Origin of the sequence: Ralstonia edaphi, from assembly GCF_958350185.1 — a bacterium.
GTDB classification, from domain to species: Bacteria; Pseudomonadota; Gammaproteobacteria; order Burkholderiales; family Burkholderiaceae; genus Ralstonia; species Ralstonia edaphi.
In genome coordinates this window covers 17,633-32,492 of sequence record NZ_CATWHI010000012.1, presented here as the reverse complement: position 1 = coordinate 32,492, position 14,860 = coordinate 17,633, and the positions used below count along the sequence as shown (strand labels likewise).

Below are 14,860 nucleotides of genomic sequence, written 5' to 3'. Positions count from 1 at the left end.
GCGGTGACGTCCACGTGCTGGTGGCCGGCGCTGGCTGCGGCGCGGCTGCACAGGCCGCCGCGCAGATCGCCGGCGTGACCAAGGTGCTGGTAGCCGACGCCCCGCAGTTTGCCGATGGCCTGGCCGAGAACGTCGCCGAGCAGGCTCTGGCCGTTGCCGGTAACTACAGCCACATCCTGGCGCCCGCCACCGCCTACGGCAAGAACATCCTGCCGCGCGTGGCCGCCAAGCTGGACGTGGCCCAGCTGTCCGACATCACCAAGGTCGACGGCCCCGACACCTTCGAGCGCCCGATCTACGCCGGCAACGCAATTGCCACCGTGCAATCGTCCGACAAGGTGAAGGTGATCACCGTGCGTGGCACGGCGTTCGACCCGGCTGCGGCCACGGGTGGTTCGGCGGCCACCGAAAACCTGACTGCCGTGGCTGATGCCGGTATCTCGCAATTCGCCTCGCGCGAAGTGACGAAGAGCGACCGCCCGGAACTGACCGCCGCGAAGATCATCGTGTCGGGCGGCCGTGGCGTAGGCTCGGGCGAAAACTACACCAAGGTGCTGACGCCGCTGGCCGACAAGCTGGGCGCGGCCCTGGGTGCCTCGCGCGCCGCCGTCGATGCCGGCTTCGTGCCGAACGACTATCAAGTCGGTCAGACGGGCAAGATCGTCGCGCCGCAGCTGTACATCGCCGTGGGTATCTCGGGCGCGATCCAGCACTTGGCTGGCATGAAGGATTCCAAGGTGATCGTGGCGATCAACAAGGATCCGGAAGCGCCGATCTTCCAGGTGGCGGACTACGGCCTCGTGGGCGACCTGAACGCCGTCGTGCCGGAGCTGGTGACCGCACTGGGCTGATTGCACCGTGCGGCGTGCCTTGGTTAAGGTGCGCCGCAATGCCCGACGCAAAGCCGTTTCCGACCTGTTTGGAAACGGCTTTTTTATACGCAAGCGCCATCAGGAGAGCGCGTCACGACCCGATGCGGCGCTGTCCTGATCGCGCTTAACGAGAGTTGGAGAGAGACATGACCTATCAAGCCCCCGTCAAGGACATGCTGTTCGTGATGAACGAACTGGCCGGCCTGGACAACGTCGCCAAGCTGCCCGGTTTTGAAGACGCCACCGCTGACACGGCGCAGGCCGTGCTGGAAGAAAGCGCGCGCTTTACCGGTGAAGTCGTTGCGCCGCTGAATGTGGAAGGCGACCGTAACCCGAGCAGCTGGAAGGACGGCGTCGTCACCGCCACCGCGGGTTTCAAGGAGGCGTTCGCGCAGTTCGGCCAAGGCGGCTGGCAGGGCGTGCAGCATCCGGTGGAATACGGCGGCCAGGGCCTGCCGAAGCTGATCGCCACGGCGTGCATCGAAATGCTAAACGCGGCGAACCTGTCGTTCGCGCTGTGCCCGTTGCTCACGGATGGCGCCATTGAGGCGTTGTTGACGGCTGGCACCGAAGAGCAGAAACAGCTTTTCGTCCCCAAGCTCATCTCGGGCGAATGGACGGGCACGATGAACCTGACCGAACCCCAGGCGGGCTCCGACCTGGCACTTGTGCGCACGCGCGCTGAGCCCGTGGGCGACGGCACCTTCAAGATCTTCGGCACGAAGATCTTCATCACCTGGGGCGAGCACGACATGGCCGAGAACATCGTCCACCTCGTGCTGGCGCGCACGCCTGGCGCACCGGAAGGCGTGAAAGGGATCTCGCTGTTTGTGGTGCCGAAGTTGATGGTCAATGCAGATGGTTCGCTGGGCGCGCGCAACGATGCGCACTGCGTGTCGATCGAACACAAGCTTGGCATCAAGGCGAGCCCGACGGCCGTGCTGCAGTTTGGCGATCACGGCGGCGCGATCGGGACGCTGGTCGGCGAAGAAAATCGCGGCCTGGAATACATGTTCATCATGATGAATGCGGCGCGTTATGCGGTGGGCATGCAGGGCATTGGCGTGTCGGAGCGCGCGTACCAGAAGGCCGTGGCCTATGCGCGCGAGCGTGTGCAGAGCCGCCCCGTGGATGGCTCTGCCGCCAAGGCCGTGCCGATCATTCACCACCCGGACGTCAAGCGCATGCTGCTGACGATGCGCGCCATGACGGAAGGCGCGCGTGCGCTGGCCTACGTGGCTGCCGCGGCCTGCGATGCCGGCCATCACGCTGCCGACGAAGCTGCACGCAAGCAGAATGCAGCGCTGTACGAATTCCTGGTGCCGATCGTGAAGGGCTGGAGCACCGAGATGTCGATCGACGTGACGAGCCTCGGTGTGCAGGTGCACGGCGGCATGGGCTTTATCGAAGAGACGGGCGCCGCGCAGTTCTATCGCGATGCGCGCATCCTGCCGATCTACGAAGGCACCACGGCCATCCAGGCCAACGACCTGATCGGCCGCAAAACGGTGCGTGACGGTGGCGCGGTGGCGTTGGGCATCTGCGCGGAAATCGCCAAGGTGGAAGCGGCCCTGGCGGCGAAGGGCGGTGCGCATTGCGACGCGATGCGTGCGCGTCTGGCGGCGGGCCGCGAGGCGCTGGAATCGGTGGTGCACTTTGTGGTCGAGCAGACCAAGGCGCAGCCGAACGCCGTCTTTGCGGGCAGCGTGCCGTATCTGCGACTGTGCGGCATCGTGCTGTCGGGCTGGCAGATGGCCCGTGCGCTGCTGGTGGCCACGGACCGCGAAAGCGAAGATCCGAACTTCTACGGTGCGAAGATCGCCACGGCACGCGTGTTTGCAGACGTGTTGCTCACGCAGGCGCCGGGTATCGCACAGTCGATCCTGACCGGCGGCGAGACGATCGGCGCGGTGCCGGAAGTCCAGTTCTGAGCGGCACCAGCAGGACAAAAAAGGGAGGCCGAAGCCTCCCTTTTTCATTGCATGCAGCGCAGGCGATCAGGCCAGCGCAGGCTTGGTTGCGGGCATCGGGGTGCCGCCCAGATAGCGATACACCGAGAGATCATCGGAGCGGATGGCAGGTGAGCGCCCCGACACCAGATCCGACAGCAGCTTGCCCGAGCCGCATGCCATGGTCCAACCCAGCGTGCCGTGCCCCGTGTTGAGCCACAGGCCGCGCACGGGCGTCTGACCAACGATCGGCGTGCCGTCCGGCGTCATCGGCCGCAGGCCGGTCCAGAACGACGCGCGCGACACATCACCGGCACCCGGGAACAGATCGTTGACCACGAACTCCAGCGTCTTGCGCTTGCCCGGGTCGAGGCGCTTGTCGTAGCCGACGATCTGCGCCATGCCGCCCACGCGGATGCGGTCGTCAAAGCGCGTCACGGCCACTTTGTAGGTCTCGTCCAGGATGGTGGACACGGGGCTCTTGTCCGCATCCGTCATCGGTACGGTGATCGAGAAACCCTTGAGCGGGTAGACCGGCACGTTCACCAGGTTCTTCAGGAACGGCGTGCTGTAGCTGCCCAGCGCCACGACCACAAGGTCGGCGTCGATCGGCTGGCCATCGACCAGCGCGCCGCGGACGGCGTCGTTCTTGAAGATGAGGCTGTTGATCGTGCTGTTGAAACGGAAGCGCACGCCGAGCTTTTCTGCCATCGCGGCCAGGCGCGTGGTGAAGAGCTGGCAATCGCCCGTTTCGTCGTTGGGTAGGCGCAAGCCACCGGCCAGCTTGTGGCGGGTCGAGGCGAGGCCCGGTTCACTGCGCACGAGGTCTTCGCGCGAAAGCAGTTCGTAGGGCACGCCGGCGCGCTCAAGCACGGCGATGTCGTTCGCGGCGCCGTCGAGCTGTTGCTGGGTGCGGAAGATTTGCAGCGTGCCTTGCTGGCGGCCTTCGTAGGTGATGCCGGTATCGGCGCGCAGCTCGCGGATGCAGTCGCGGCTGTATTCGGCCAGGCGGACCATGCGCTCCTTGTTCTGCGCATAGCTGGCAGCGTCGCAGTTGCGCAGCATCTGCCACATCCATTTGAGCTGGAAGAGGGTGCCGTCGGGGCGGATGGAAAGCGGCGCGTGCTGCTGGAACATCCACTTGATCGCCTTCAGCGGCACGCCCGGGGCGGCCCACGGCGAGGCGTAGCCCGGCGAAATCTGGCCAGCATTGGCGAAGCTCGTCTCCAGCGCCGGACCCGCTTCGCGGTCGACGACGGTGACTTCATGGCCCGCGCGGGCCAGGTAGTAGGCGCTGCTGACGCCAATCACGCCGCTGCCAAGAACGAGCACGCGCATGGTGATACTCCCCGGAGATGCATTTGCGATAGATGTCGCTATCGTATTCGTACAACACCAGCAATTGTTTCTGTATATTTAATGGAAACAGAAACAATTTCGATTTTGAGGCGTTTTCGACCATGCGAACCCAGCGCAAGCCCGTCCGGGCCCTCGATAAGCTCGACCGGCGCATTCTCGACCTGCTGCAAAAGGACGGGCGACTGTCGATGAAGGAACTGTCCGAGGCAGTCGGCCTGACCATTACGCCGTGCATCGAGCGGGTCAAGCGCCTGGAGCGCGAGGGCTTCATCCTCGGCTACTACGCGCGGCTCAATCCGGCCATGCTGGGCGCGTCGCTGCTGGTGTTTGTGGAGATCAGCCTGGGCAGCAAATCCGGCAACATGTTCGAGCAGTTTCGCCGCGAGGTGCTGCGCATCCCTGAAGTGCTGGAGTGCCACCTCGTCTCCGGCGATTTCGACTACCTCATCAAGGCGCGCATTCGCGAGATGAGCGAATACCGGCGCTTGCTGGGCGACATCCTGCTCCAGCTGCCCGGCGCAGTGCAGTCCAAGAGTTACATCGTGATGGAGGAGATCAAGGAGACGCTCGCCATCGACGTCACGGAAGAGGGCGCGTGACGTAGCGTTGTCACGCAAACGCCTTACGCTGGCCGGCATCTTCATCGCCCACACCGGAGCCCACATGTCCGACCAGCCGCTCTTCAAGCCGACCCGCCGCACGCTGATCAAGGGTCTTGTTTCCGCCAGCAGTACCGCGCTGCTGGGCTCGCGTATTGGCGACGTGCTTGCCCAGGGCGTCGCGCCGGCTGCAGTGACGTCCGAGCGCCTGCGCCCGCAAATGCCCGGCGGCGTGATGAGCGGTGATATCACGGCCGACAGCGCCATCGTCTGGAGCCGCACCGATCGTCCGGCACGCATGATCGTCGAATACTCGACGGAGGCCGCCTTCAAGACCGTCGCGCGTCGTGTTGGCCCAGCGGCACTTGAGAGCAACAGCCTGACAGCCCGCGTCGATCTGACGGGCCTGCCTGCCGGCGCAGACCTGTTTTACCGCGTGCGCTTCCAGGACCTCGTGCACGATAAGGTCTTCAGCGAGCCGGTTGCCGGTCGCTTTCGCACGGCGCCGGTCCAGGCCAATCGCCCGATCTGCTTCGTCTTCTCCGGCGACGAGGCGGGTCAGGGCTGGGGTATCAACGAGCGTTTCGGCGGCTATCGTCTGTACGAAGCGATGCGCCGTGAATCGCCCGACTTTTTCATCCACTCCGGCGATCAGATCTATGCCGACGGCCCGATCCAGGCCGAGGTGAAATTGCCCGACGGCTCGCTGTGGACCAACCTCGTTACCGAGGCCAAGTCGCACGTTGCGCAGACGCTCGACGACTACCGCGGCGCCTTTGCCTACAACCAGCTCGACAAGAACAAGCGCGCGTTTTCCGCCGAGGTGCCGTTCCTCGTGCAGTGGGACGACCACGAGGTGCGCAACAACTGGTACCCCGGCCAGCAGATCGGCCCGGAAGAGAAGCGCTATCAGGAGCGCAGCGCATCGCTGCTCGCGGCCCGCGCGAAGCAGGCGATGTTCGAGTACAACCCGTTCCGCTTCAATCCAATCGACCCAGAGCAGATTTACCGCGCGTTCCAGTACGGCCCGCTGCTCGACGTGTTCATGTTGGACGAACGCAGCTATCGCGGGCGCAATTCACCGAACCGCCAGACCCGGCTGGATGCCGATTCGGCCTTCCTCGGTCCGGCACAGGCGGCGTGGCTCAAGCAATCGCTCAAGCAGTCGAAGGCGACGTGGAAGGTGATTGCCAGCGACATGCCGATCTCGCTGGTGGTGCCGGATCTGAACCCCGATGTGCCCAAGGGCACCTACGAAGCGTGGGCGAATGCGGATGACGGTGCGCCCTCGGGACGCGAACTGGAACTGGCCGAGATCCTGCGTTTCATCAAGCAGGAAAACATCCAGAACGTGGTGTGGGTGACGGCTGACGTCCACTACGCGCAGGCGACGTACTACCACCCGTCGCGCGCCAAATTCACGGAGTTCAAACCGTTCTGGGAGTTCGTCGGCGGGCCGATCAACGCCGGCACGTTCGGGCCGAACGAAGTGGATCAGACTTTTGGGCCGGACGTGCGCTACGTCAGTATTCCCAAGGACAATCCGCAGAACCAGTCGCCCGCGGCGCTGCAGCAGTATTACGGCCGAGCCAAGATCGACCCGGTCACGCGGACGATGCACGTATCGCTGCACGACCTCGACGGCAAATCGCTCTGGGAAGTGAAGCTCGACCCCGAGGCGTAGCCGGCGTCACCCACAGCGCGGCGGGAGCGGATGCGATAGGATCAGCAAGCCCCCGCATCCACTCTGTTCCGCTGTGTCCGATATGTCCGACCGCCACGTCCCCCGCAAGGGACGCGGCGCCACTTCCAATCTGCAAGGCCGCTTCGAGCGCGACGAACGCACGCGCGTCGATGACGGCTGGCAACCGCTTGTCGGGCATCTCGATCCGGATGAGGCGCCGCCGCGCATCGAGACCAGCGTCTCCATCGAGCGGGCGCGCTCGATCCTGAGCCACAACCAGTCGCCGGATATTCCGTTTGGGGTGTCGCTCAATCCGTACCGCGGCTGCGAGCATGGTTGCGTGTATTGCTTCGCGCGACCGACGCATGCGTATCTGGAGTTGTCGCCCGGGCTGGACTTCGAGACCAAGCTGTTCGCCAAGGCCAATGCCGCCGAGGTGCTGCGCGAAACGCTGGCCAAACCCAGCTACCGCTGCGAAGCCATTGCGCTGGGCGTGAACACCGATGCGTACCAGCCGATCGAGCGCGAACTGCGCATCACGCGCGATGTGCTGCAGGTGCTGCACGATTGCGATCACCCCGTCGGGCTCATCACCAAGTCGAGCTTGATTGAGCGCGACATCGATCTGCTCGCCCCGATGGCTGCGAAGAACCTTGTCGTAGCCGCCGTCACGATTACCACGCTCGACGCCGATCTTGCGCGCAAGCTCGAGCCCCGGGCCGCCACGCCATCGCGACGCCTGCGCACGATCCGCACGCTGGCCGACGCTGGTATTCCGGTGGGTGTCAGCGTCGCTCCGATGATTCCCTTCGTCACCGACGACCACATGGAGCAGATTCTGGAAGCTGCGCGCGAGGCGGGGGCCACGTACGCGAGCTACATCGTGCTGCGCTTGCCAAATGAGCTGAACGCGGTGTTTCAGGATTGGCTGATGGCGCATTTTCCCGACCGCGCGCAACGCGTGATGAACCGCGTCCGCGATCTGCACGGCGGGCAGGACTACAAGGCGGATTTCGCCACGCGCATGCGCGGCACCGGCATCTGGGCCGACTTATTGCGGCAGCGTTTCTACAAGGCCGCCGACAGGCTCGGCTTCAGCTACCACCGCTACAACGAGCGGGTGCTCGACACCTCGCAGTTCAAGCCGCCTGCGCGCGCCGTCAAACCGCGAAAGCCCGTCGACGAGCGCCAGGGCAGTTTGTTCTGACTACTGCGACAGCTCTTTCGCTGCCTGCACCTGCGTTTCGAAATACGTCTGGAAGGTGATGGCGAGACCGGCCATGAGCAGGCCCGTGCCGATCATCAGCGTGAGGATGCTGAGCAGTACGACCGGCCAACCCGAATGGGTGGGCGTGCCGTCGGCATTGAATTGCGCGTCCCATTTCTCGTCAGGGCGCAGGCCGTAGACGAGCGCCGAGAGATAGCCCGCGAGCACCGAAGATCCGCCGATCACCGCGCAGACCCAGCCCGGGACGCTCGCGCGCTGCGTCGTCCACAGCAGCGCCACGCCAACCACACCGAGCACCGTGGCAAAGACCTGCGACCATGCCCAGAAATCGCGTCCGCCCTTGAGATAGAAACGATGTGCGCCCACGCTTCCGAACAGGAAGGCGAGCAGCACGGTCAGCAGCTTGGATTTTTTTTGGAGAGCGGTCGTAGACATAGCGGGCGGCGAACACACGGCAAGACAACACAGCGCCGCGCATTCTACGCCCAACGTCAACCGCGGCGCAGCCAAACGGCGGCGCCAGGAGCGCGTCTTAAAGACGCATCAGCAACTTGGGGAAGCGGCCGTCAGGTTGGCCGGAGGCGCGCAACGCTGCGTAGCGTTTGCGGCGGGAGAGGCAGGGTCACTAAATCGGAACCGGGCGCAGCGACGGCACGCTCATCGAAACCGTCGAATCCTGCTGCAGTCGAGGCGCTTGGCCGCGCAGGCTGACTTTGCCGTAGAGCAGGTGAGCGAGCATCAGCATAAAGGCTGTGGTCCAGATGAGGCCGAGGATAAGCCGCACATGGCGGTGAAGAGGGAATGACATTGAAGCACCTGTTGTCGTTGTGATTGGTGTGATGGCACGGTCGCCTCAACCGCGCGTACGTGCCATCTAATCCGACTCAGGCGTGCCCGCCAAGTTCCGGGATGTGAAATTAGGAGCGACGCGCCTCAACCGCGGCGCGAGCCCCGCCAGTTGCCTTGGTCGCCGTTCCCTCGTTCCTGACGCATGCGTTCCTGCTGCTGCCAGTCTCCGCGGCCGCCGCCGTCCCGGGGCTGAATCCGGCCGTTGAGGCGGTCGTCAGCCCGGGCGCGCGCTTCCATACGTTCCATCTGCGCGCGGATGCGGGCGGCCTGCTCGCCCCGGCTGTCAGCGAAGAATTGCGCCACCAGCGGACGCTCCTGCGGCATGGTCTGTGCCGCTTGCGTCCAGGCGGGCATGGTGGATTCTGCGGAGGCGACGGCGGTTTGACGCGCCGATGCGTTGGCAGCCACAGCGCCCGCAGAGGCGACGATCAGAACGCCTGCCGCCAAGGTGCGAAGCAATGCGCGGATCGGCATGGCTATCTCCTGTCGGGCAAGGATTCGAAAGTGCCACGCGCCGCGTGCTTCTGGCATGTGCAAGGGAGATCGGCGGCGCGTGTTCATGCCTGTCAATGTAAGGCTTCACTCAGCAGGCATCCACTGTCCGAACGTTACCCATGTAACGAGATGTTTCGTGCACGCTTTGCCTGGGCGTTGGGCGACGTAGATGTCATTTCCCGGTGTAGTGGATGCGATACACCGCGCCGGCCGAGTCGTCGGAAACCAGCAAGCTGCCGTCGGGCGCCACGAGCACATCTGTTGGGCGTCCCCAAGCTTGCTCGCCTCGTAACCAGCCGTGAACGAATGGTTCCTGCTTCGTCACATTGCCGGTGGCGTCCAACACGACGCGCATGACGCGATAGCCGACTTTCGATGATCGGTTCCACGAGCCGTGCTCGGCGATGAAGATGTTGTTCCGGTACTCCGCCGGAAAACTGCTGCCTGTATAGAAGCGCATGCCTAGCGCCGCCACGTGCGCCCCGAGCTTCGCGGCGGGTGGGGCGTAGTTGCGGCACGAATGCCCCGCGCCAAACTCCGGGTCCGGAATGTCGCCCGCGTGGCAGAACGGGTAGCCGAAGTGCGGATTCGGTTGGGTAATGCGATTCAGTTCGTCGTCTGGCACATCGTCGCCCATGAGGTCGCGGCCGTTGTCCGTGAACCACAATTCGTGCGTGGTCGGATGCCAGTCGAAGCCGACCGTGTTGCGGATGCCGCGCGCCACGAGTTCCAGCCCGCTTCCGTCGGCGTTCATGCGCATGAGGTTGGCGTACCGATTTTCATCGGGGCGGCAGATATTGCAGGGTGCGCCTACCGGCACATACAGCCTGCCGTCCGGGCCGAACGCGATGAATTTCCATCCGTGATGCGTCTCCGTCGGCAGCTTGTCATTGACGACAACGGGCTGTGGCGGCCTCTCGATCCGGCGGTCGATGCCGTCCAGCCGCACGACGCGCGAGACCGCCGATACATAAAGGCTCCCGTCGCGCCACGCCACCCCAACGGGGAGTTCCAGCCCCGATGCCACCACATGGATTGGCGCGTTTGCCGTCTGCCACCGCGTCGCGTAGACCTTGCCCGCGCGGCTCCCCACATACAGAATGCCGGCCGGAGATAGCGCCATTTCGCGCGCTGCCGGCATCGCGTCAGTGAGGACTTCGACCTGAAAGCCCGGCGGTACCTGGAGCGACTCGATGGGAAGCTTGGCGAGCGCAGCCGGCCCCGTGCCAAGCCAAGCTGCGAGCACAACAGCCACCGTCACGTACCGCCGAAGCCGCGCCCGCCATGGGCCGCACACCTTCGCCCAGCCTAAGTGTTTGTTTGGTCGGAGAAATTGCGCTATACTTGCGTGTTTCTCTGTACGCATACCCAGTTTTTCAAGGAAAAGATCCATGGTCGTGATCCGTCTGGCCCGCGGTGGCTCCAAGAAGCGCCCGTTCTTCAATATCGTTGCGACCGACTCGCGTAACCGCCGTGATGGCCGTTTCATCGAGCGCGTCGGTTTCTACAACCCGCTCGCCGGTGAAGGCGAAGAAGGTCTACGCATCGTGCAAGACCGCCTGACCTACTGGGAAGGCGTGGGCGCGCAGCTGTCGCCGACGGTTGCCCGTCTGGTGAAGCAAAGCGCCAAGAAGGCTGCTGCCTAAGTTTTAGCATGCGTCGATCGACGGTGCCGTCCGAGCACATCCTGCTGTGACGCGCGCTGGATCGACACGGCCCGGTCCCGTGGCTGTTGCAACGCAGGCAATCTCGCAAAAGGTTGCCGAACGGCTGCAAGCCATGCGTCCGGGTACGGGCTCCAATCCGACCCTTCCCGACGATCTCATCGAGGTGGGCTATGTGGGTGGGGCCTACGGTATTCGTGGCTGGATCAAGGTCCAGTTGCACGGCGACGCCGATGCGCTGCTGAATGCCCGCACTTGGTGGCTCAAGCCTGCTTCCGGGCCGGCGACGTCGGCGGACTGGCGGGTGTTTCCCGTCGGCACGTCGCGTGAGCACAGCGGCACGGTGGTGGCGGGTTCGCCTGCCGCGCCGGATCGGAATGTCGCGGAAGCATTGCGCGGCTATACCGTGTGGGTCAGCCGGGCCGACTTTCCTGAGCCTGAAGATGACGAGTTTTACTGGGTCGATCTGATCGGCGCCACGGTCGTCAACGAGCAAGAGGAAACGCTTGGCACGGTGGGCGGCCTGATCGACAACGGTGCGCATCAAATCCTGCGTGTCGTTGGCGAAGGCGAGGTCGAGCGGCTGGTGCCGTTTGTCGAGGTTTACGTGAAGTCGGTGGATGTCGCAGGCAAGCGCATCGTCGTCGACTGGGGTCTGGATTACTGAACATGCGGCCGGAGAATTCGGCGATGCAGTTCGACGTCGTCTCGCTGTTTCCGGACATGTTCCGGGCGCTGACCGACTGGGGCATCACCAGCCGCGCAGCCAAACAGCAGGTGTACACGTTACGCACCTGGAACCCGCGCGATTTCACGACGGACAACTACCGCACCGTGGACGATCGCCCTTACGGCGGTGGCCCAGGCATGGTGATGTTGGCCAAGCCGCTGGAAGCTGCACTGGACGCGATTCATGAGGCGCAAGCCCCGGCGGCGTCGCATGTGGTGCTGCTGTCGCCGCAAGGCAAGCCGCTGACGCACAAGCGGGTGATGGAGCTGGCGCAGTTGCCGGCGCTCACGTTGCTGTGCGGGCGCTACGAAGCGATTGATCAGCGTCTCGTCGACCGTCGCGTGGATGAGGAAATCAGCCTTGGCGATTTCGTCCTGTCCGGCGGCGAAATTGCGGCGATGGCGATCATCGACGCCGTGGTGCGGCAGTTGCCAGGTGTGCTGGGCGATGCGCAGTCGGCGGTGCAGGACAGTTTCGTCAACGGTTTGCTCGACTGCCCGCATTACACGCGGCCCGAAGAGTACGAAGGTGTGCGTGTGCCCGATGTCTTGCTGGGTGGCCACCACGCCGAGATCGAGAAGTGGCGCCGCCAGCAGGCGCTGTTGAACACGATGCGCAAGCGGCCCGATCTGGTCGAGGCGGCGCGCAAGCAGGGTTTGTTGTCCCGCAGCGATGAGGTTTTCCTCGCTGCCGCGGCGATAACGGCGAAGGGGTCAGAGGCTTCCAGTCCGGAGGGCTCGGCCAAGTGAAGTTCCCATCCTCTACCGGGGCCGCGGTCTACCGACTGGGCAAAACGCCGGCATGATGGTCAAGGAGAAAAAGATGAATCTCATCGAGCAAATCGAGCAGGAAGAAATCAAGCGCCTGACGGCCAACAAGACGATCCCCCCGTTCGCCCCTGGCGACACCGTGATCGTCAACGTGAACGTCGTTGAAGGCACCCGCAAGCGTGTGCAGGCGTATGAAGGCGTCGTGATTGCCAAGCGCAATCGTGGCCTGAACTCGTCCTTCATCGTTCGCAAGATCTCTTCGGGCGAAGGCGTGGAGCGTACGTTCCAGCTGTACTCGCCGCTGCTGGCCAGCATCGAAGTGAAGCGTCGCGGTGATGTGCGCCGTGCGAAGCTGTACTACCTGCGCGAACGCTCGGGCAAGTCGGCACGCATCAAGGAGAAGCTGACCTTCAAGCGCAAGGAAGCCGCTGCGGAGTAATCTGCGCGCGTTGCGAAAAGGCACCTTCGGGTGCCTTTTTTCTCTTTTGCGGCAGAAGATTGACCACATGTATGTCTTCCGCCCACACCTTCATTCCCCTCCGATGCGCCGTCCCGTGTTCGATCCTGAGCAGTTGCCGGTGGTGCCGCCCGAGGCATCGTTGCCGGCGCTTGACGGCTCGCGGCTGACAGCGGAATTCGTGCGCGAGCGGTTGCAGAAGCAGCCCGACTGGCACCCGGAACAAACGGATGAATCCCGCCTGATCGATGCGTCGCTCAAGCTGCGTGAGGCGGCGGTGCTCGTACCGCTCGTGCAGCGCGAGCCGGGGCTGACGGTGCTGCTGACGCAGCGCAATGCGTCGCTTAGCCAACATGCCGGCCAGGTGAGCTTTCCTGGCGGCGGACGTGAAGACTTTGATCGTGACATGGTCGACACGGCACTGCGCGAGACGATGGAAGAGGTTGGCATCAGTGCCGATCACATCGAAGTGATCGGTCGCTTGCCCGACTACATCACCGGGACGGGCTTCCATGTGAGCCCGATTGTCGGATTGCTCGCGCCCGATTTCACGCTGCAGCCGGACCCCAGTGAAGTGGCCGAAGTGTTTGAAGTGCCGCTGGCCTTTTTGATGGACCCGGCCAACCACCAAGTGCGCGAGCTGCGATGGGAGGACCGTGTGCGTCGTTTCTATGCGATGCCTTACCGGCGATCTGGGCGATCGGGCCACGCACCTGACGCCGGCCATCACTTCATCTGGGGCGCGACAGCGGGCATGCTGCGCAACCTGTATCACCTTCTGGCAGCGTAGCGTCGGCGCGAATATGGGCTTCCTGTGCGCTGTGGCGCGCACGCTGTGTGCTATCGTCTTGCACATCGCCCTCACGGCGTGACCCACGCCCTCGCAACGCCTTTCCAATGACTTTCTTCTCCGTACTCTGCGCGCTGATTCTCGAACAGTTTCGTGCGCTCAGCCGGGACAACCCGATCTACGACGTCGTGCGCGCTCTGGCAGCGCGGGCAGAAGAATGGTTCGATACCGGCCATCGTCGCGATGCAGTGCTCGCCTGGTGCGTGGTCACGCTGCCGGCCGTGGTGGTCGTGGCGCTGGTGCACTACCTGCTGTCTTCCATCAGCCTCGGTCTGGCGTTCCTGTGGAACGTGCTGATGGTGTACCTGACGCTCGGCTTCCGCCAGTTCAGCCACTACTTCACTGATATCCACGAGGCGTTGCGCAGCGATGACGTTGTCACCGCGCGCCTGTTGCTGAACGAATGGTCGGGACGCGACACCACCGACATGCCTGTCAATGAGATCGTCCGTCACACGCTCGAATGCGCGATCGTGGCGGCGCATCGTCACGTGTTTGGCGTGTTCTTCTGGTTCCTGGTGCCGATCGGGCCGGCGGGTGTGGTGCTGTATCGCGGCGCTGAATATCTCGCTCGCCACTGGAGCGATACGTCGACGGAACGCAGCCCGGCGCTCGGTCTCTTTGCCCGTCAGGCGTTTTTCATCATCGACTACGTTCCTGCGCGGCTCACTGCCGTCGGCTTTTCGATCGTCGGTAACTTTGAAGACGCCGTGTATGCCTGGCGCAACCGCGCTGCCAAGTGGAACGACGAAGTGAACGGTATCCTGCTGGCTGCCGGCGGCGGGGCACTCGGCGTGCGTCTTGGCACGCCTATCCCGCAGCGCGACTCGGCCGACAGCATTGCCGACGAGGATGGCGCCTATCCGATGGAAGTGGGGCAGGAGCCGAACGTGCGTACGCTGCAATCGGCTGTTGGGCTGGTGTGGCGCGCTGTGGTGCTGTGGATGCTGCTGCTGGCGATGTTGTCGATTGCCGTGTGGCTGGGCTGACGCACCAAGCCTAGGCGCCAAATCGATCACTCAAATCAGGCCGCATTCTCGCGGTCTTTACCGCAACGCCAGCACTGTGCGAACTGCGGCTCATGGCTCTCGCCGCAATGTACGCAACGCCATGCCGGCCCGGCCGGCGGGTGTTGCGCCTGATCGAGCAGTACGCGGGCCTGCGCTTCCTGCGCCGGGTTCACCAGCCAGACCTGTGCCGCGCAATCCTGTGGCGGAACGTCACCCGCCACGCTGCTCAAGTAGATGTTGCGGAGCTCAGTGCGAATGCCAGCGGCAGACAGGACGTTCCGCCAGTGTGCCGCCATGCCCAACGATGGACTGCTGATCAGCAACTTCATCCCACCCTCCACGAG

Annotated in this window: 17 protein-coding genes; 11 read left to right on the top strand and 6 right to left on the bottom strand. The window is 64.0% G+C overall.

Going from position 1 to position 14,860, the window contains the following annotated elements; genetic code table 11:
* Both R2669_RS24640 and R2669_RS24635 read left to right on the top strand, forming a co-directional pair.
* On the top strand, positions 1 to 851 hold an 851-nt coding region (locus R2669_RS24640; RefSeq protein WP_316902468.1), incomplete at its 5' end, for an electron transfer flavoprotein subunit alpha/FixB family protein.
* A gap of 167 nt (positions 852 to 1,018) precedes the next feature.
* Positions 1,019 to 2,803, top strand: a complete 1,785-nt coding sequence (locus tag R2669_RS24635; protein ID WP_316902466.1) for an acyl-CoA dehydrogenase — start codon at positions 1,019 to 1,021, stop codon at positions 2,801 to 2,803.
* A gap of 66 nt (positions 2,804 to 2,869) precedes the next feature.
* On the opposite strand, the gene R2669_RS24630 is transcribed toward R2669_RS24635, so the two are convergent.
* Positions 2,870 to 4,159 (bottom strand): D-amino acid dehydrogenase, encoded by a 1,290-nt coding sequence (locus R2669_RS24630; RefSeq protein WP_316888158.1) that lies wholly within the window; start codon positions 4,157 to 4,159, stop codon positions 2,870 to 2,872.
* A 122-nt stretch (positions 4,160 to 4,281) separates the two neighbouring features.
* Here R2669_RS24630 and R2669_RS24625 point away from each other — a divergent pair, with 122 nt between their 5' ends.
* The 3 genes from R2669_RS24625 (at position 4,282) to R2669_RS24615 (ending at position 7,670) form a co-directional block, all read left to right on the top strand.
* Positions 4,282 to 4,779, top strand: a complete 498-nt coding sequence (locus tag R2669_RS24625) for an Lrp/AsnC ligand binding domain-containing protein (protein ID WP_027677860.1) — start codon at positions 4,282 to 4,284, stop codon at positions 4,777 to 4,779.
* Between the two features lie 64 nt (positions 4,780 to 4,843).
* A complete protein-coding gene (locus R2669_RS24620; protein WP_316902464.1) occupies positions 4,844 to 6,463 on the top strand; it encodes an alkaline phosphatase D family protein in 1,620 nt (539 codons plus the stop codon).
* Positions 6,464 to 6,545: 82 nt separating this feature from the next.
* On the top strand, positions 6,546 to 7,670 hold the full coding sequence (locus R2669_RS24615) for a PA0069 family radical SAM protein (protein ID WP_316902463.1): 1,125 nt from the start codon (positions 6,546 to 6,548) through the stop codon (positions 7,668 to 7,670).
* Here the strand turns inward: R2669_RS24615 and R2669_RS24610 are convergent, their stop codons facing one another.
* The 4 genes from R2669_RS24610 to R2669_RS24595 all read right to left on the bottom strand — a co-directional run bounded on the left by R2669_RS24610 (position 7,671) and on the right by R2669_RS24595 (position 10,281).
* On the bottom strand, positions 7,671 to 8,126 hold the full coding sequence (locus tag R2669_RS24610) for an NINE protein (protein WP_147214132.1): 456 nt from the start codon (positions 8,124 to 8,126) through the stop codon (positions 7,671 to 7,673).
* 190 nt (positions 8,127 to 8,316) lie between these two features.
* Positions 8,317 to 8,499, bottom strand: a complete 183-nt coding sequence (locus R2669_RS24605) for a hypothetical protein (RefSeq protein ID WP_316888154.1) — start codon at positions 8,497 to 8,499, stop codon at positions 8,317 to 8,319.
* Between the two features lie 125 nt (positions 8,500 to 8,624).
* Positions 8,625 to 9,014, bottom strand: coding sequence for a hypothetical protein (locus R2669_RS24600; RefSeq protein WP_316888153.1), 390 nt, complete (start codon positions 9,012 to 9,014; stop codon positions 8,625 to 8,627).
* Between the two features lie 193 nt (positions 9,015 to 9,207).
* Positions 9,208 to 10,281, bottom strand: a complete 1,074-nt coding sequence (locus R2669_RS24595) for a PQQ-dependent sugar dehydrogenase (RefSeq protein WP_316889201.1) — start codon at positions 10,279 to 10,281, stop codon at positions 9,208 to 9,210.
* Between the two features lie 145 nt (positions 10,282 to 10,426).
* Here R2669_RS24595 and rpsP point away from each other — a divergent pair, with 145 nt between their 5' ends.
* The 6 genes from rpsP to R2669_RS24565 all read left to right on the top strand — a co-directional run bounded on the left by rpsP (position 10,427) and on the right by R2669_RS24565 (position 14,495).
* Positions 10,427 to 10,681: a 30S ribosomal protein S16 gene (gene rpsP, locus R2669_RS24590; RefSeq protein ID WP_012761578.1), complete on the top strand. Its 255-nt coding sequence runs from the start codon at positions 10,427 to 10,429 to the stop codon at positions 10,679 to 10,681.
* 133 nt (positions 10,682 to 10,814) lie between these two features.
* A complete protein-coding gene (gene rimM, locus R2669_RS24585) occupies positions 10,815 to 11,366 on the top strand; it encodes a ribosome maturation factor RimM (protein WP_316902470.1) in 552 nt (183 codons plus the stop codon).
* A 23-nt stretch (positions 11,367 to 11,389) separates the two neighbouring features.
* Positions 11,390 to 12,178: a tRNA (guanosine(37)-N1)-methyltransferase TrmD gene (trmD, locus tag R2669_RS24580; RefSeq protein WP_316874189.1), complete on the top strand. Its 789-nt coding sequence runs from the start codon at positions 11,390 to 11,392 to the stop codon at positions 12,176 to 12,178.
* Between the two features lie 73 nt (positions 12,179 to 12,251).
* A complete protein-coding gene (rplS, locus tag R2669_RS24575; RefSeq protein ID WP_012761581.1) occupies positions 12,252 to 12,638 on the top strand; it encodes a 50S ribosomal protein L19 in 387 nt (128 codons plus the stop codon).
* A 103-nt stretch (positions 12,639 to 12,741) separates the two neighbouring features.
* On the top strand, positions 12,742 to 13,446 hold the full coding sequence (locus R2669_RS24570) for a CoA pyrophosphatase (RefSeq protein WP_316874305.1): 705 nt from the start codon (positions 12,742 to 12,744) through the stop codon (positions 13,444 to 13,446).
* A 107-nt stretch (positions 13,447 to 13,553) separates the two neighbouring features.
* Entirely contained in the window at positions 13,554 to 14,495 is a 942-nt protein-coding gene (locus R2669_RS24565; RefSeq protein WP_147214137.1) for a CobD/CbiB family protein, read from the top strand.
* A gap of 35 nt (positions 14,496 to 14,530) precedes the next feature.
* On the opposite strand, the gene R2669_RS24560 is transcribed toward R2669_RS24565, so the two are convergent.
* Positions 14,531 to 14,845 carry a hypothetical protein gene (locus tag R2669_RS24560; RefSeq protein WP_316902461.1) on the bottom strand — a complete coding sequence of 105 codons (315 nt, stop codon included), beginning with the start codon at positions 14,843 to 14,845 and terminating at the stop codon, positions 14,531 to 14,533.
* Positions 14,846 to 14,860 lie beyond the last annotated feature (15 nt).

Excerpts from the sequence above, each read along its gene's own strand:
- R2669_RS24630 (WP_316888158.1), bottom strand. The coding sequence starts at position 4,159 with ATGCGCGTGCTCGTTCTTGGCAGCGGCGTGATTGGCGTCAGCAGCGCC.
- rpsP (WP_012761578.1), top strand. The coding sequence starts at position 10,427 with ATGGTCGTGATCCGTCTGGCCCGCGGTGGCTCCAAGAAGCGCCCGTTC.
- rplS (WP_012761581.1), top strand. The coding sequence starts at position 12,252 with ATGAATCTCATCGAGCAAATCGAGCAGGAAGAAATCAAGCGCCTGACG.
- trmD (WP_316874189.1), top strand. The coding sequence starts at position 11,390 with ATGCAGTTCGACGTCGTCTCGCTGTTTCCGGACATGTTCCGGGCGCTG.
- R2669_RS24615 (WP_316902463.1), top strand. The coding sequence starts at position 6,546 with ATGTCCGACCGCCACGTCCCCCGCAAGGGACGCGGCGCCACTTCCAAT.
- R2669_RS24600 (WP_316888153.1), bottom strand. The coding sequence starts at position 9,014 with ATGCCGATCCGCGCATTGCTTCGCACCTTGGCGGCAGGCGTTCTGATC.
- R2669_RS24610 (WP_147214132.1), bottom strand. The coding sequence starts at position 8,126 with ATGTCTACGACCGCTCTCCAAAAAAAATCCAAGCTGCTGACCGTGCTG.
- R2669_RS24560 (WP_316902461.1), bottom strand. The coding sequence starts at position 14,845 with ATGAAGTTGCTGATCAGCAGTCCATCGTTGGGCATGGCGGCACACTGG.
- R2669_RS24635 (WP_316902466.1), top strand. The coding sequence starts at position 1,019 with ATGACCTATCAAGCCCCCGTCAAGGACATGCTGTTCGTGATGAACGAA.
- R2669_RS24625 (WP_027677860.1), top strand. The coding sequence starts at position 4,282 with ATGCGAACCCAGCGCAAGCCCGTCCGGGCCCTCGATAAGCTCGACCGG.
- R2669_RS24605 (WP_316888154.1), bottom strand. The coding sequence starts at position 8,499 with ATGTCATTCCCTCTTCACCGCCATGTGCGGCTTATCCTCGGCCTCATC.
- R2669_RS24565 (WP_147214137.1), top strand. The coding sequence starts at position 13,554 with ATGACTTTCTTCTCCGTACTCTGCGCGCTGATTCTCGAACAGTTTCGT.
- rimM (WP_316902470.1), top strand. The coding sequence starts at position 10,815 with ATGCGTCCGGGTACGGGCTCCAATCCGACCCTTCCCGACGATCTCATC.
- R2669_RS24620 (WP_316902464.1), top strand. The coding sequence starts at position 4,844 with ATGTCCGACCAGCCGCTCTTCAAGCCGACCCGCCGCACGCTGATCAAG.
- R2669_RS24570 (WP_316874305.1), top strand. The coding sequence starts at position 12,742 with ATGCGCCGTCCCGTGTTCGATCCTGAGCAGTTGCCGGTGGTGCCGCCC.